Raw genomic sequence first — 15,590 nt, forward strand, 5'->3', positions numbered from 1 at the left:
TTTATGTGATATCCCGGAATTATTATAGATGCTTCCGGCAGGGGTGTCAAAGAATTTATCAGTTTCTGATTGCAGTTCCGTATCGGGAGTGGTACAATAACAAAAGTCTGATTTTTGAGGAAACGGAGGGGCGTTTCATGAAACGCGAGAGCTTTAAAAGAGGTCTGCGGGATGGCGTGCCGATTGCGCTTGGATACTTTGCCGTATCGTTTACGTTTGGTATGATGGCAGTGTCCGGCGGGCTTGGCATCTGGCAGGCGGTACTGATTTCACTTACGAATCTCACATCGGCAGGACAGTTTGCCGGTCTGGATATCATACTTGCGGCGGGCTCTTACTGGGAAATGGCATTGACGCAGCTTATTATTAATCTGCGCTATTGTCTGATGTCTTTTTCACTTTCCCAGAAGCTGGAGAGAAATACCGCGCTGCCGCACAGGTGTCTGGTAGCATTTGGAATTACGGATGAAATTTTTGGCATCAGCGCCAGCCAGGAGGGAAGGGTAAGCCCCTGGTATAATTACGGAGCAATGTGTGTGGCGATACCGGGCTGGACCCTTGGAACGCTGGCGGGGGCTATTTCCGGTAATCTGCTCCCGGAATTTGTGGTAAGCGCGCTGAGCGTGGCGATATACGGTATGTTTCTTGCCATTATTATTCCGCCCGCCAAGAAAAGCCGCGCAGTGGCGGGTGTTGTGCTTGGTGCAATGGCAGTCAGCAGTCTGTTTGCGGTGGCCCCGGTACTGAAAAATATCTCATCCGGTTTTGTGATTATTATTACGACGCTGCTCGTGGCGGGCATTGCCGCGTACGTCAGCCCGATTAAGGAGGAACAGGAGGAAAGCGCTCATGAATCATAATATTTATGTGTACATTCTGGTAATGGCGGGTGTGACATATCTTATCCGTATGCTGCCGATGGCACTTGTAAAGAAAGAGATTACCAGTCCGTACATAAAATCATTTTTATATTATGTGCCGTATGCATGTCTGGCGGCAATGACCTTTCCGGCGATTCTCTCCGCAACGGAAAGCACTGTTTCCGCAGTCATTGGGTTTGTGGTAGCCGTAATTGCCGCCTATAAAGAAAAGAGCCTGCTTACCGTAGCGCTTCTGGCGTGCGGAGCCGTCTTTATCGTCGAGAGGATTCTGCCGCTCCTGCCATGATGGAGCCGCCTTCTGCTTCCGTGTGGAGAAATAATGCGGCGGCTGTATGAGGTTGACCTCGACACTTTTATCACGCCGCCTTCTGCTTCCGCGCGGAGAAATAATGCGGCGTCAGAAATTGCCGTGAGCTGGGGCGGCCCCTTCCAGTCTCGTGGACAATATATCGTGTGGATAAATGTTGTGCAGTTTTGTAAAAAAACGCACAGCATTTTTTTTCATTTTGTTTAATCTTTTTCTGCTATAGGTGTTATACTGTGAGTGTAACAAGAAGGAGATACTTAACAGACCTGCATTGTGGAATGTAAGCCTGCCAGGCATTCAGTGATTATGGAGGAAAAGATAAATGAATACTTTAAAAGCTGAAAAAAGAAGTTTGGACACAAAGGCAAAGAAACTCAGACGGGAAGGATATGTTACCGGAAATGTATTTGGAAAAGAACTGAAAGAATCCATACCGGTACAGATTACGAAAAAGGATGCAGAACGTCTCTTAAAAACATGTAACAAGGGCAGCCAGATTATGCTGGATGTAGAAGGCAGAAAGCTGGATGTGCTGATTAAAGAAATTGACTACAATTCAATGAAACGCCAGATTGATGAGATTGATTTCCAGGCGCTGGTAAGCGGTGAGGAAGTACATTCGGTAGCCGAGGTCGTGCTGCTGAATCATGAAAAAGTAGTAAATGGTCTGATTCAGTTAAAGCTTCATGAGATTGCGTACAAGGCAGTTCCGGAGGCGCTGGTGGATAAAGTGGAAATCAATATGGAAAATATGAAAATCGGAGACACGGTTCTTGTAAAGGATCTGGATATTGCCTCCAATGAGAAGATTCATCTGATGACAGACCCGGAAGCAGTGGTAGTAACAGTAACCGAGATTCACAATAAGGCGGTTCCGGAAGAAGAGACTGCAGCAGAGGAAGAAAAATAAAAGAGAAGAAACAAAAAAGAAACATAAAGAAAAAACCGTAAAGAACAAAAAGAGAATCAGAAAGAGCAGGGTCCAGGATGACCCTGCTTTTTTGGGTATTTTTTTGCATACCTTCGGGAACCGGTACTTGATTTTCCCGGTGCTGTACGGTATATTGAAAATGGACAGCGCGGGTATTGCGGCAGTGCTCCAACGAAAAACGTGATTTTAACCAGTACCTCACCTATATACACAACCAGGTCAGAGAGCTGCAGTCGCAGGTGATTATCAGCAATCGCCTGGATGTAACATGGAAGTGAGATGGAAGTAATATTGAAGTAATATTGGAATACTGCCGGTGCTGCATGGTCTGCAAATGGAATTTAACATGATATAATATGTGATATGATACATGCTGGGAGGATACAGATGATAACAGTAAAAGAATACAGAGGACATATCCGTAACTGGGAGGCGCTCTGCAAAGAGCTGGGTGTTGACATGGCGTTATCCAGAGAGGCGCGTGAGACAGAAATTCTCATAAAAGCTTATGAGACATGGGGCTGTCGGATGGCGGATCACATGCATGGGATGTTCGCTTTTGCCCTGTGGGATGAGGAGGCGCAGAAGCTGTTCTGCCTGCGGGATCAGTTTGGAACGAAACCGTTTTATTATTATGTGACGTCGGACGGCAGGCTGCTTTATGGTACGACTATCCGTCAGATTATGGAGCAGCCGGGCTTTGTGAAGGAATTAAATGAGGATATGCTGCAGATATATCTCAGCCTCACCTATGTCGCGGGAGAAGACACCTTTTTTAAAGGCGTGAAAAAGCTGATGCCGGGGCGCTATCTTATCTGGCAGGATGGAAAGCTGGAAATCGCCCGTTACTGGACGCCAAAGTTTGAACCGGATGAGAGCAAATCCCTGGAGGACTGGGCGGAGGAAATACATGAAACGATAAAGGAAATCATGCCGGAGGTAAAATCAGCGGAGGAAACAGCGGAATCCTTTTTGTCCGGCGGCGTAGATTCTTCCTATGTGCTGGCGATGTCGGATGTGCAGATGACGGATTCCTGCGGCTATGATGAGGCGCGCTTTGATGAATCTCCTCTGGCGCTGCGCACGGCGCAGATTCTCGGAAGGGCAAACAGCCGCTGCCGGATTACTCCGGAGGAATATTTTGCAATCGTACCATATGTGATGTATCATATGGAGCAGCCGCTGGGGGACGCGTCTGCGATAGCTTTCGCGATCGCCTGCCGGGAGACCGCAAAGCACACGAAGCTCTGTTATTCCGGAGAAGGCGCTGATGAATTTTTCGGCGGCTACAATATGTATCGTAATGCGGAGCGCTACGGCGATAATCTGAAGAATTTTTATGTCGGAAACACTAATATCATGAAGGAAGATGAAAAGAAGAAAATTCTGAAGCGTTACCGCGGGGATGTGCTGCCGATTAATCTGGTAAAAGAGATATATGAGGAGACGGAAGGGCTGGATGCACTTACAAAAATGTCGGATGTGGATATTCAGATATGGCTGGAGGGCGATATTTATCTGAATGTGGATAAGATGAGTACGGCGGCAGGGCTGGAAATCCGTATGCCGCTTACAGACCGGAGAATATTTGACATCGCGTCCCGGATGCCGTCCAGGTTTAAAGTAAACGACGAACAGAACAAGGTGGCTTTCCGCACAGCGGCAGCGAAGGTGTTGCCGGAGGAAATTGCATTCCGCAAAAAGCTGGGCTTTATTGTGCCGATCCGCATCTGGATGGCGGATGAGCGCTATAATCAGGACGTGCATGCGAAATTTAACAGTGATGCGGCGGCGGAGTTTTTCAATGTGGAAGAAATCAATGAGATACTTGCGGATTACATTGGCGGTAATTCGGATAACTGGCGCAAGGTATGGACCATTTACACATTTCTTGTGTGGTATGAAGAATACTTTGGCGCTCATGCGGATTCCGGCAGGAACGGAGCACATACTGTATGAGTTGCGTTTTGAAAAGGAAGCTGCTTGCGATTGATATGGATGGAACCTGTTTAAATTCCAGAAGCAAAATCAGCGATGAAAATCTTAAGTGGCTGCGCAGGGCAGGAGCGCAGGGGATAGAGATAGTTCCCGCGACCGGACGCGCGCTTACCTGCCTGCCGTATCAGTTGAAGAAGGAAAATCTGTTCCGGTATGTGATTACCTCAAATGGAGCGTCAGTGACGGATATCAGCACAGGCAGAGATATTTTCCGTGCACTGATTCCGCAGAAAACGGCTGTGGAGCTGATGCGGGAGTGCGGCGGAAAAGGTGTGGGAATGACGGTTCACATCGACCATGAGTACCTGGTGCAGGGAAAGCTTCTGGCGGCGCTTGGGCGGCTTCAGTATGGAAAAGATGCAGCCAGCGCAAAAGCGCTCCGGGATATTGTTGCTTATGCAGCCGGAATGCAGTCGGATGTGGAAGAACTTCAGTTTTTCTTTTTCAGTCAGAGTGCCCGCAGGCGCACGGAACAGGCGCTGAGGCATTATCCGGAGCTGGCTGCGGCGTATGCCGGAAATTATGTGGAAATCTATTCCCGAAACGCCACAAAAGGGACGGCGCTTGCCGCCGTGGAAAAGCATCTTGATATCGGACAGGAGGAAACGGCGTGCATCGGGGACGGCGAAAATGATTTTTCCATGTTCCGGGAGGCGGGGATGTGCTTTGCCGTGCAGAATGCGGTTGCGGGGCTGAAAAGCGCAGCGGACAGGGTAGTCGCCTCCAATGATGAAAACGGTGTGGCGGAAGCAATCCGGTATTTATTAGCTGTACAATAAGTGGCGCAGGAGGCGGTCTGAAGCGTAAGAACGCTGTTCCGGAAAACGACTTGCGGATGATAAGTCCGGCGGTCGTTTTCTGCATTTTGAGAAGAGGCGGCATATATGGCGCAGCAGGAGCGGACGGAAAAGAAAAATGGCTGTCTGGCGCAGCCTGGAAAGGAGAAAGATATGAAAAAAATTGCAATGCTGAATTGTCTGAAGGCAAATGAAATCTGTACCGGGGCATCCTGCTTCAGGGCATTTTTAAGAAAAGAGAAGAGCTTTGAGAGGTACCGGAATGAGGAAACAGAGCTGGCGGCGTTTTTCCGGTGCAATGGCTGCGGAAGGGATCCGCTTACGGATGCCGGTATACAGGAAAAGCTCCAGCGTCTGCAGGAGGAACATATAGAGGTGGTTCATGTGGGGGTCTGTACAAAGGACCGTGCAGGAAAACGCTGTGAGACGATACAAAAGATTGTGGAACAGCTGGAGAGCCGGGGGATTTCGGTTGTGGACGGAACACATTAAGGGGGAAGCACGTTGTTATATATAAGACCGGATTATTATACGGAATTTCACTGCACTGCCAGCGCCTGCGAGGATACCTGCTGCGCGGGCTGGCAGATTGTAATCGACAAAAAGTCACTGAAAAAATATAAGACGGTAAAGGGAAGCTTCCGGAGACGGCTGCGCCGTGGAACTGACTGGAAGGAGCAGGTTTTTCGTCAGAAGGAAGAAAAGCGCTGCGCGTTTCTGAATGATGAAAATTTGTGTGACCTTTATACCGCGCTGGGAAACGCAAATCTGTGCAGAACCTGCAGACGTTATCCGCGGCATATCGAGGAATTTGAGGGCGTGCGGGAAATCACGCTGTCCCTGTCGTGTCCGGAGGTTGCAAAAATTCTGATGCAGCATACTGCTCCTGTGACATTTCAGACGGCGGAAACAGCGCGGCAGGAAACCTATGAGGAGTTTGACGAACTGCTTTATTCCATGCTGTTTGACGCGCGCGATGTGATTCTGCGGATTCTGCAGAAGCGTGCGCTTCCGGTCGGTGTGCGGGAGCGGCTGTCCTACGGCATCGCACATGATATGCAAAGCCGCATAAACCGGGGAGAGCTGTTTGAATGCCGCCAGGTACTGGAAAAATATCAGAAAGAGACGGCAGAGCAGTTTGCCGGAGAGCGGATGTGCGAAGAGCAGGCGGATGCGGAAGGACGTTTTGCGGCGGCAAAAGAGAATTTCCGGGGGCTTTTTAAGCTGGAGCTGCTCCGGCAGGAGTGGGATGTGCAGCTTCTGGAGGTGGAGGAGCTTTTGTTCCTGGGGCATACGGCGCAGGAATATGCGCGGGCGACGGCGGAATTTCAAAGCTGGCTGGCAGAGAACTATCCCATGTGGGAAATCCAGAAGGAGCAGCTTCTGGTATATTTTGTGAGTACGTATTTCTGCGGGGCGGTCTATGACGGACAGGTGCTGCCCAAAATGAAAATGGCGCTGCTCGGCGCAGAAACCATTGAAGAAATTCTGAAAGCACGCTGGCTGAAAAATGGGCAGATGCTTGACGGAGAGGATATTGTCGATGTGGTGTACCGCTACTCCCGTGAGGTGGAGCACTCGGACGATAATCTGAGGAAGATAGAAACGCTGCCGTTTTCTTTCTGAAATATACAGGGAATTATAAAAAATTGTCCAGAACCATAAAAAAAACATAAAAGCCGTTGACTTATTTTCTGTGGAAGGTACAATTATCTGTAATGGACAAAATAAGGAGCAAAAGAAATGTTTGGATATATCATTTGCAACAGAAAAGGGCTCTCGCAGGAAGAGCTGGACCGGTATCAGAAAGTATACTGCGGCTTGTGCAAAAGCCTGGGGGACCGGTTTGGGCAGATGGAGCGCATGAGCCTGAATTATGACATGACGTTTCTGATATTGTTTCTTTCCTCCCTGTATGAACCGGAGGAGACGGAACAATGCTTCCGCTGCGCGGTACACCCCGCCCGGAAAAAGACGGCGGTGGAAAATATGTTTACTGAATACGCTGCGGATATGACGGTACTTTTATCTTATCATAAGTGTCTTGACGACTGGGAGGATGAACGCAGTCATCTGAAGTACCGCTACGCGAAGATAATGGAGAAAAGCTTCCGGAAAATCGTGCAGCAGTATCCAAGGCAGAGCCGGGCGGTGGCGGACAGCATCAAAGAGCTGGGTGTGATTGAAAAATGTCACACAAGTATGCCGGACGATGCGGTGAACTGTTCCGGGAAAATGCTTGCAGAGCTTTTTGTGTATAAGGAGGATTTCTGGAGCAACAGTCTGCGCACCTTCGGGTATGAGCTGGGAAGGTTTATCTATCTTATGGATGCTGTGATGGATTACAAAAAGGATTTAAAGAAAAAGAATTATAATCCGCTGGTTGGTATGCAGAAAAAGCCGGAGGAAATGGAAGCGACACTGACGATGGCAATCGGAAATGCCACACATCAGTTTGAGAAGCTGCCGCTGGTGCAGGATGAGCACCTGCTGAAAAATATTTTGTACGGCGGAGTATGGCAGCAATACTACGCACGGATACTGGGAAAGGAGAAATCCCATGATTGACGACCCATATAAGGTACTCGGCGTGTCAAGGGACGCGACGAAGGATGAAATAAAGCGGGCATACCGCAAAAAGGCGAAGGAATATCACCCGGACCTGCATCCGGACGACCCGGTGGCTGCCGAAAAGATGAACGAGGTAAATGAAGCATATGATATGTTGAATAACCCGGAAAAATATCAGAACCGTCAGCAGTCGCGCGGTCCCGGCAGCTCCTATGGCGGAAGCGGCTACGGAGGCGGCAACGGCAGTTATGGCGGAAGCGGTTATGGAAACGGTTCCGGCGGCTATGGCGGAAGCGGCGGCTATGGAAACGGTTCCGGCGGCTACGGCGGAAACGGCGGCTATGGAAATGGTTCCGGCGGCTACGGCAGACAGCAGGGCGGTTATGGAGGCTATGGCGGTTTTGGCGGTTTTGATTTTGACGACATGTTTGGCTTCGGACAGACGCGGGAAATGCCGCGACCGAGCGCGCAGCCGCAGGACAGCGCCGACATCCGGCAGGCAATCGACTTCATCAATATGAAACAATACAGCTACGCAAACCAGACGCTGAACAGCATTGTCAGCGCAAACCGCAACGCAAGGTGGTTTTATCTGAGCGCGCTTGCCAATTACGGGCTGGGCAATACGATTCTGGCGGTAGAGCAGATTCAGAAGGCGCTGCAGAGAGAGCCGGATAATACCGTTTACCGGCAGACGCTTCAATGTATGCAGCAGACCGGGGACACTTATAATCAGAACGGGCAGGAATATCAGAAATATGCGGACGGTTTCAGCCGGATGTGCATGAGCTTCTGTTTGCTGCAGTTCTTCTGCACTTTCTGCCGCTGCTGCTAGAGAGCAGAGAAAATGAAAAGTCACAGATTATTTCGGCAAATCCGGTTCAGATAACGGGAAATTGCTCCGGCATGACCGGACCAGATAACAGGAGGAAGAATTTTGGGTAAAGTAATTGGAATTGACCTTGGAACAACAAACAGCTGCGTATCGGTTGTGGAAAACGGGGAGCCGGTGATTATCCCGTCCGCCTCCGGCGCGATGACAACGCCGAGCGTGGTGGCATTTTCAAAAGCAGGCGAGCGCATTGTCGGGGATGCGGCGCGCAGACAGGCGGTGACGAATACCGACCGCACAATCAGCTCCGTGAAACGTCACATGGGGACCAACTGGAGCATCCGCATCGACGGAAAAGAATACAAGCCGCAGACCATCAGCGCCATGATTCTTATGCAGCTTAAAAAAGACGCGGAGAGCTTTACCGGGGAGCCGGTGACAGATGCGGTCATTACGGTTCCGGCATATTTTAATGATATCCAGCGGCAGGCGACAAAGGACGCCGGGCGCATCGCCGGACTGAATGTAAAGCGTATTATTAATGAGCCGACCAGTGCGGCGCTGTCCTACGGACTGAATCACGGGGAGCCGCAGAAGGTAATGGTTTACGACCTGGGCGGCGGTACCTTTGATGTTTCTGTGATTGAAATCGGCGAGGGCGTTATCGAGGTGCTTGCGACGGCGGGCGACAATCATCTGGGCGGCGATGATTTTGACGCGCGCGTTCGTGACTGGCTGGTGCGAAGCTTCCGCGAAGAACATCATATAGATTTAACACGTGACATTGCGGCGATGACGAGAGTGACCGAGGCGGCGGAGCAGGCGAAAAAGACGCTTTCCACCGCGGACAGTGCACATATTGAACTGCCGTACCTCACCACGGGCAGGGAAGGCCCGGTGCACATGGACGTTGTGCTTACGCGCGCCAAGTTTGAGGAGTTGATCAGGGATCTGATTGAGCGGACGGCGGGACCGGTGCAGAGCGCTTTAAACGACGCCGGAATTGCCGCTTCCGAGCTGGGAAAAGTGCTGCTTGTCGGCGGTTCTACCAGAGTGCCGGCAATCCAGGCAAAGGTGCGTGCTCTTACCGGAAAGGAGCCATCCCGGAATATCAATCCGGATGAGTGTGTGGCGAAGGGCGCGGCGATTCTCGGAAGCACGCTGCAGGGGAATGCGCTGGTGACAGCGGGCACCGGACAGGATCTGCTGCTTCTGGATGTGATTCCGCTCAGTCTTTCTATTGAGACGGTGGGCGGCGTTGCCACCCGTCTGATAGAGCGCAATTCCACGCTGCCGACACGCTTTTCGCGGGTATTTTCCACAGCGGCGCCGTATCAGCGCGATGTGGAGATACATGTGCTTCAGGGAGAACGCCCGATGGCGAAGGATAATAAAACTATCGGAAAATTCCGCCTGAAGGGAATCAAGCGTGCGCCTGCCGGTGTGCCGCAGATAGAGGTAACGTTCGACATCGATACAAACGGCATCCTGACAGTTTCGGCGAAGGATCTGGACACCGGAAAGGAGCAGTCCATCACGATTACGGCGAATGACCGTATGTCGGAGGCGGAAATCGAACAGGCAATCCGTGACGCGAGCGAATACGCCGGGCAGGACCAGATGCGCGTGGATGCGATGGAGCTGACGCGCGAAGCGCAGAGCCTGGTAACACAGGTGCAGCGTGCGCTGAAGGAAGAAAAGAAGAATTTGGACAAGGCGGACAAAAAGCAGATTAAAAATGACTGCAACACATTGCAGAAGTTACTTAATAAATGCCGCCTGGATAAAATCTCCGAATCGGAGCTGGAGGAAATCCGCAGGGCGAAGGAGCAGCTCACACAGTCTGCTACACAGATTATATCATAAGTAAAAAATTTTATCCCCCCACCGGGCTTGTGGGGGGATTTTTTTGTGGTTATAATGTACAAAACCGGTTTTTTACGAAAACTTTATGTGATAAAGAAGGGGGTAACACAGTATGAGGTTACGAAAAATAATGGGATTTTTGTGTGCTGTTTCTGCGGCGCTTGTACTTGGCACGGGAACAACGGCGCTTGCAGGTGCGGACGACAGCTCGGTGATCGTGACGATGCCAGCCAGCTCAGAACCGGCATCGGGGTTTGACCCGGCTTATGGCTGGGGAGCGGGCGAGCATATGCACGAGCCGTTGATTCAGAGCACGCTGGTGCGCACCACGACGGATCTGTCCATTGAAAATGACCTGGCGACGGAATATTCCTGCAGCGAGGATGGGCTGATTTGGACGGTAAAAATCCGTGATGATGTGAAGTTTACGGACGGAGAACCGCTGACGGCGCAGGATGTTGCATTTACCTATAATAACTGCCGGGATAACAGCTCGGTAAATGATTTTACCATGTTGAAGGAAGCGGTGGCGGTGGATGATACTACGGTAGAATTTCATATGAATACGCCGTACTCCATCTGGCCGTATACGATGGCAATCGTCGGTATTGTGCCGGAGCACGCCTATGACGAAAATTACGGATGGAATCCCATCGGTTCCGGACGTTACATTATGAAGCAGTGGGATCAGGGACAGCAGGTGATTTTTGAGGCAAATCCCGATTATTACGGGGAGGCGCCGAAAATCCAGAAAGTGACAGTCCTGTTTATGGAAGAAGATGCAGCACTGGCGGCGGCAATGGCGGGACAGGTGGATGTTGCGCATACCGCGGCGGCATACAGTGATATGGATATAGCGGGCTACAATCTGCTGAGTGTGGAAACGGTGGATAACCGCGGCATTAACCTTCCGACGATTGAGCCGACAGAAATTGACGGCGTTACTTATGGAAATGCATTAACATGTGATGTGAATGTGCGCCGGGCAATCAATCTTGCCATCGACCGGGAGGAAATGATTGCAAATGTCTTAAACGGTTATGGCACGGCGGCGTACAGCGTATGTGATAAGATGCCGTGGTACAATGATGCGGCGGAGACGGAATATAACCTCGACGAGGCGAAGCGGCTGATGGAGGAAGCAGGCTGGACGGAAGGAGCGGACGGTATCCGGGAAAAGGATGGCGTGCGCGCAGAGCTTACGCTGATGTTTTCCAACGGCGATTCGGTCCGGCAGGCGCTGGCGGAGGATACCGCTAACCAGCTGAAAGAGCTTGGCATTGATGTGACGACAGAGGGCGTGGGCTGGGATACCGCCTACACGCGAGCACAGTCGGATGCGCTTGTCTGGGGCTGGGGTGCGCACACGCCGATGGAGCTTTACAACATTTATCACACAACGGACAGCGGGCTGGCGGAGCTTTCGCCCTACGCAAATGAAACGGTGGACGCCTACATGGATGAGGCGCTGCAGGCAGATAATCTGGAGGATGCCTACGAGTTGTGGAAAAAAGCGCAGTGGGATGGCGAGACCGGCATCACACAGGAGGGGGATATCCCGTGGATATGGCTGTGCAACGTTGACCATCTTTATTTTGTGCGCGACGGTCTGACCGTAGCAGAACAGAAAATTCATCCGCACGGACATGGCTGGTCGATTATCAATAACGTAGACGAGTGGGAATGGGAGTAATCAGTTTTTATGAAACACAACTTATTGTTTGCCGGGAAAAACTTTATCAGAATGCTTCTTTTGCTGGTGGCGGTGAGCGTGGCGACCTTTGCGCTGGTATCCGCCTCGCCGATTGACCCGCTGCAGGCGAACGTGGGGCAGGCGGCGCTCGGCAGTATGAGCGAGGCGCAGAAGGAAAAGCTGCGCTCCTACTGGGGCGTTGACGAGCCGCCCGTCCAGCGTTACCTGAACTGGGCGAAGGATGCCCTGCGGGGGGATTTCGGTACCTCGCTGCTTTACCGTCGGCCGGTAACGGAGGTGATTGCGGTGAAGCTGTCGAATTCCCTGTTTCTGATGGGGCTGGCGTGGGTGATTTCCGGGCTGCTTGGTTTTCTGCTCGGAGTGCTTGCCGGAGTTTTCCGCGGCAGACTTGTGGATAAAGTGGTGAAGGGTTACTGTCTGGTGATCGCGAGCACGCCCTCCTTCTGGCTGGCGCTGCTGCTTCTGCTGATTTTCAGCGTATGGCTGAAGGTGCTTCCTATCGGCTTAAGCGTGCCGATTGGGGTGGAAGCGTCCGGCGTGACCTTTCTGGACCGCGTGCGTCACGCGATTCTTCCGGCGCTGACGCTGAGCATCACCGGGGTATCTAATATTGCCCTGCATACGCGGGAAAAAATGATTGATATCATGGAGAGCGACTATGTGCTGTTTGCTCAGGCGCGCGGGGAAAAAACGGGCAGTATCGTGCGCAGGCACGCGCTGCGCAATGTGTTGCTTCCGGCGCTGACGCTGCAGTTTACATCCATCAGCGAGATTATCGGCGGTTCGGTGCTGGTGGAGCAGGTCTTTTCCTATCCGGGGCTGGGACAGGCAGCCGTGGCGGCGGGCACCGGCAGCGATGTGCCGCTTCTGATGGGCATTACGCTGATTACGGCGGCAATCGTCTTTTTCGGCAATTTTATTGCGAATCTTTTGTACGGCGTGGTTGACCCGCGCATCCGGAGAGGAGGGCGCGGGGCATGAAACAGAGGTTAAACCAGAGGCAGAAGGCGCATAGCGTGAAGCAGAGATTAAACCAGAGGCAGAGAGCGCGGATATTGCTGATATTTTCTGTGATATTTCTGGCGGGCGTGGCAATCGCGGGAATTCTCTGTCACGATGCCGCGATGGAGACGGATTTCTCGCGAAAAAATCTGATGCCGTGCCTGGCGTATCCGTTCGGCACGGACTGGCTTGGCAGAAATATGCTGTACCGCACGCTGACCGGTCTGTCCATGAGTATTCTGATTGGCGTCTGCGCAGCAGGCGTCAGCGCGGTGATGGCGTTGTTTCTCGGCATTGCCGCGGCGGTATTCGGGAAAAAGGTGGACGCCGTAATCAGCTTTGTGATTGACGGGATTCTGGGAATACCACATATTCTTTTGTTAATTCTGATTTCCTACGCCTGCGGCAAGGGACTGAAGGGCGTAATTATCGGCGTGGCGCTGACGCACTGGACGTCGCTTGCCAGGCTGATACGGGCGGAGGTTATGCAGCTTCGTCAGAGCGAATATATTCTGATTGCGGAAAAGCTGGGACAGAGCAAATGGAAAATTGCCGTGAAGCATATGTTTCCGCATCTTCTGCCGCAGTTTCTGGTGGGTCTGGTGCTGATGTTCCCGCACGCGATTCTGCATGAATCGAGCATTACCTTTCTCGGCTTCGGGCTTTCCTCGGAACAGCCGGCAATCGGTGTGATTCTGTCGGAGAGCATGACCTACTTAATTATGGGCAAATGGTGGCTGGCGCTGTTTCCGGGCATTATGCTGGTGCTGACAGTGGCGCTGTTTGACCTTGGCGGAAATGCGCTGCGCAGGCTGCTCGACCCGAACAGCGTTCATGCATAGGTTTTATGTCTGGGCAGGTTGTCCGCTTTGCAAACCTGCCACAGAAAGTGTCTTCATACAGGAGGATTTTATGAGCTGTACAGAAAAACGTCACATTCTGGAAATCGACGAGCTGTCGGTTTCCTTTCTGCAATATGAGAATGATTACAGCAGCCGTCAGATAGAGCTGCCGGTGATTTCCAGACTGTCTGTCTCCGTGCACGAGGGCGAAATCGTGGCGGTGGTCGGCTCCAGCGGCTCCGGCAAAAGCCTGCTGGCACATGCGATTCTCGGAATGCTCCCATACAATGCGAAAACAGACGGTCAGATGTACTTTGACGGAGAGCTTCTGACGGAGGAAAAGAGGAAGGAGCTTCGCGGAAATAAGATCGCGTTTGTCCCCCAGAGCACAACCTACCTAGACCCGCTGATGAAGGTGGGCGAGCAGGTGAGCCAGGGCAGGAAAAATGCGGCGCGCCGCGAGCGTCAGAGGTCACTTTTTGCACGCTACGGTCTGGGAAAGGACGTGGACAATAAGTATCCTTTTGAGTGCTCCGGAGGTATGACGCGCCGTGTGCTTCTTACGTCGGCGCTGATGGGCGAGCCGGAACTGATTATCGCGGATGAGCCGACGCCGGGCATGGACCTGGCTCTGGCAAAGAAATCAATGGAGGATTTCCGCACCTTTGCGGATGAGGGGCATGGTGTGTTACTTATCACACATGATATCGAGCTGGCTCTGGAGGTGGCGGACCGGGTCGCCGTGTTTTATGCGGGGACAACGATTGAGGAAGCGCCGGTCGCGGATTTTGCTTCGGAAGAAACGCTGCGTCATCCCTACACAAAGGCTCTGTGGCGGGCGATGCCGCAAAATGGTTTTGAGCCGCTTCCGGGCGTGCAGCCCTATGTAAAAGATATGCCGCAGGGCTGTCCGTTTGGTCCGCGCTGCAGCATGTACTGTGAAAAATGCAGCGGTGATATACCTATGCGGCGAGTGGGCTGCGCGACAGTACGCTGCGTACAGTATACGGGCGAACCGCTGGCGGTGGAGGCGCATCATACGCATTATGAGACGGCGGCGGAAAAGTCTCATACACATTATGAGGCTGCGGAGCCATCAGTGGAGGCGCATCATACAGGAGGACATTTATGATACTCGAAGGACGCAATTTAACATTTTCTTATGAGGAGAAAGAAGGAACCGTTTTTCAGAATGTGTCCTTAAAGGTGGAAAGCGGCGAGCGCGCGGCAATTCTGGGACCGAGTGGCTTTGGCAAGACGACGCTCTGCAAAATCCTGGCGGGCTATCTGAAGCCGCAGGCGGGCGAGGTGCTTCTGGATGGAAAGCCGCTGCCGAAGAAAGGCTATTGTCCGGTACAGATGATCTGGCAGCACCCGGAGCGCGCGGTGAATCCGCGCCTGCGCATGAGAGACACGCTGGCGGACGGACAGGAGATTGAAGAGCGCATCATCCGGGAGCTTGGTATCGAGCAGGACTGGATGAACCGCTATCCGCAGGAGCTGTCCGGCGGCGAGCTCCAGCGTTTCTGCATTGCCCGCGCTCTCGGACGCGATACAAGATTTCTGATTGCGGATGAAATCAGCACCATGCTGGATATGATTACGCAGAGCCAGATATGGAATTTTCTGCTGAAAGAAACAAAAGAGCGGGAAATCGGACTGATTGTCGTATCGCACAGCGAGCCGCTGCTGCAGAAGATTGCGGCACGGAGTATCCGTTTTTAAACGGACAGGCATAGTAACAGGGCAGCCTGGCTGAACTGTTACCAGTCATAGTGAAATGTTTTGACTTATGTGATAAAAATCTTGCGAATCCCAGGAACATGCTATACAATAATAGATAAATAGC

The 15,590-nt window shown here is 51.9% G+C and carries 15 protein-coding genes; all 15 read left to right on the forward strand.

Annotated elements, in window-relative coordinates:
* The first annotated feature begins 137 nt into the window (after positions 1 to 137).
* The 15 genes from NQ534_RS13420 (at position 138) to NQ534_RS13490 (ending at position 15,466) form a co-directional block, all read left to right on the forward strand.
* A complete protein-coding gene (locus tag NQ534_RS13420) occupies positions 138 to 860 on the forward strand; it encodes an AzlC family ABC transporter permease (RefSeq protein ID WP_040784900.1) in 723 nt (240 codons plus the stop codon).
* On the forward strand, positions 850 to 1,167 hold the full coding sequence (locus NQ534_RS13425; RefSeq protein ID WP_006863809.1) for a branched-chain amino acid transport AzlD family protein: 318 nt from the start codon (positions 850 to 852) through the stop codon (positions 1,165 to 1,167). Before NQ534_RS13420 ends, NQ534_RS13425 begins: the two co-directional genes overlap by 11 nt.
* A gap of 343 nt (positions 1,168 to 1,510) precedes the next feature.
* Complete coding sequence (locus tag NQ534_RS13430) at positions 1,511 to 2,098, forward strand: 50S ribosomal protein L25 (protein WP_006863807.1); 588 nt, start codon at positions 1,511 to 1,513, stop codon at positions 2,096 to 2,098.
* A 408-nt stretch (positions 2,099 to 2,506) separates the two neighbouring features.
* Entirely contained in the window at positions 2,507 to 4,078 is a 1,572-nt protein-coding gene (gene asnB / locus NQ534_RS13435) for an asparagine synthase (glutamine-hydrolyzing) (protein WP_050778373.1), read from the forward strand.
* An 8-nt stretch (positions 4,079 to 4,086) separates the two neighbouring features.
* Positions 4,087 to 4,896 (forward strand): HAD hydrolase family protein, encoded by an 810-nt coding sequence (locus NQ534_RS13440; RefSeq protein ID WP_242655407.1) that lies wholly within the window; start codon positions 4,087 to 4,089, stop codon positions 4,894 to 4,896.
* A gap of 105 nt (positions 4,897 to 5,001) precedes the next feature.
* On the forward strand, positions 5,002 to 5,406 hold the full coding sequence (locus NQ534_RS13445) for a CGGC domain-containing protein (protein WP_006863803.1): 405 nt from the start codon (positions 5,002 to 5,004) through the stop codon (positions 5,404 to 5,406).
* Between the two features lie 12 nt (positions 5,407 to 5,418).
* Positions 5,419 to 6,540, forward strand: a complete 1,122-nt coding sequence (gene fliB, locus NQ534_RS13450) for a flagellin lysine-N-methylase (protein ID WP_006863802.1) — start codon at positions 5,419 to 5,421, stop codon at positions 6,538 to 6,540.
* Between the two features lie 117 nt (positions 6,541 to 6,657).
* Positions 6,658 to 7,482 carry a DUF5685 family protein gene (locus NQ534_RS13455; RefSeq protein ID WP_006863801.1) on the forward strand — a complete coding sequence of 275 codons (825 nt, stop codon included), beginning with the start codon at positions 6,658 to 6,660 and terminating at the stop codon, positions 7,480 to 7,482.
* Complete coding sequence (locus NQ534_RS13460; protein WP_006863800.1) at positions 7,475 to 8,320, forward strand: J domain-containing protein; 846 nt, start codon at positions 7,475 to 7,477, stop codon at positions 8,318 to 8,320. The genes NQ534_RS13455 and NQ534_RS13460 overlap by 8 nt, the downstream gene beginning before the upstream one ends.
* Positions 8,321 to 8,422: 102 nt before the next feature.
* Complete coding sequence (gene dnaK / locus NQ534_RS13465) at positions 8,423 to 10,183, forward strand: molecular chaperone DnaK (protein ID WP_040784898.1); 1,761 nt, start codon at positions 8,423 to 8,425, stop codon at positions 10,181 to 10,183.
* A gap of 112 nt (positions 10,184 to 10,295) precedes the next feature.
* The gene (locus NQ534_RS13470) at positions 10,296 to 11,876 is read left to right on the forward strand and encodes an ABC transporter substrate-binding protein (protein WP_006863798.1); all 1,581 of its coding nucleotides are present in this window, start codon (positions 10,296 to 10,298) and stop codon (positions 11,874 to 11,876) included.
* 9 nt (positions 11,877 to 11,885) lie between these two features.
* Positions 11,886 to 12,878, forward strand: a complete 993-nt coding sequence (locus NQ534_RS13475; protein ID WP_006863797.1) for an ABC transporter permease — start codon at positions 11,886 to 11,888, stop codon at positions 12,876 to 12,878.
* Positions 12,875 to 13,741 (forward strand): ABC transporter permease, encoded by an 867-nt coding sequence (locus NQ534_RS13480; RefSeq protein WP_006863796.1) that lies wholly within the window; start codon positions 12,875 to 12,877, stop codon positions 13,739 to 13,741. Before NQ534_RS13475 ends, NQ534_RS13480 begins: the two co-directional genes overlap by 4 nt.
* A gap of 70 nt (positions 13,742 to 13,811) precedes the next feature.
* Entirely contained in the window at positions 13,812 to 14,873 is a 1,062-nt protein-coding gene (locus NQ534_RS13485) for an ABC transporter ATP-binding protein (protein WP_081455630.1), read from the forward strand.
* Entirely contained in the window at positions 14,870 to 15,466 is a 597-nt protein-coding gene (locus NQ534_RS13490; protein WP_006863794.1) for an ABC transporter ATP-binding protein, read from the forward strand. Before NQ534_RS13485 ends, NQ534_RS13490 begins: the two co-directional genes overlap by 4 nt.
* The last annotated feature ends 124 nt before the right edge of the window (positions 15,467 to 15,590 follow it).

Origin of the sequence: Marvinbryantia formatexigens DSM 14469, from assembly GCF_025148285.1 — a bacterium.
In the GTDB taxonomy this organism is placed as follows: Bacteria; Bacillota; Clostridia; order Lachnospirales; family Lachnospiraceae; genus Marvinbryantia; species Marvinbryantia formatexigens.

Excerpts from the sequence above, each read along its gene's own strand:
- NQ534_RS13430 (WP_006863807.1), top strand. The coding sequence starts at position 1,511 with ATGAATACTTTAAAAGCTGAAAAAAGAAGTTTGGACACAAAGGCAAAG.
- NQ534_RS13420 (WP_040784900.1), top strand. The coding sequence starts at position 138 with ATGAAACGCGAGAGCTTTAAAAGAGGTCTGCGGGATGGCGTGCCGATT.
- NQ534_RS13480 (WP_006863796.1), top strand. The coding sequence starts at position 12,875 with ATGAAACAGAGGTTAAACCAGAGGCAGAAGGCGCATAGCGTGAAGCAG.
- NQ534_RS13490 (WP_006863794.1), top strand. The coding sequence starts at position 14,870 with ATGATACTCGAAGGACGCAATTTAACATTTTCTTATGAGGAGAAAGAA.
- NQ534_RS13470 (WP_006863798.1), top strand. The coding sequence starts at position 10,296 with ATGAGGTTACGAAAAATAATGGGATTTTTGTGTGCTGTTTCTGCGGCG.
- NQ534_RS13460 (WP_006863800.1), top strand. The coding sequence starts at position 7,475 with ATGATTGACGACCCATATAAGGTACTCGGCGTGTCAAGGGACGCGACG.
- NQ534_RS13485 (WP_081455630.1), top strand. The coding sequence starts at position 13,812 with ATGAGCTGTACAGAAAAACGTCACATTCTGGAAATCGACGAGCTGTCG.
- NQ534_RS13455 (WP_006863801.1), top strand. The coding sequence starts at position 6,658 with ATGTTTGGATATATCATTTGCAACAGAAAAGGGCTCTCGCAGGAAGAG.
- asnB (WP_050778373.1), top strand. The coding sequence starts at position 2,507 with ATGATAACAGTAAAAGAATACAGAGGACATATCCGTAACTGGGAGGCG.
- NQ534_RS13475 (WP_006863797.1), top strand. The coding sequence starts at position 11,886 with ATGAAACACAACTTATTGTTTGCCGGGAAAAACTTTATCAGAATGCTT.
- NQ534_RS13445 (WP_006863803.1), top strand. The coding sequence starts at position 5,002 with ATGGCGCAGCAGGAGCGGACGGAAAAGAAAAATGGCTGTCTGGCGCAG.
- NQ534_RS13425 (WP_006863809.1), top strand. The coding sequence starts at position 850 with ATGAATCATAATATTTATGTGTACATTCTGGTAATGGCGGGTGTGACA.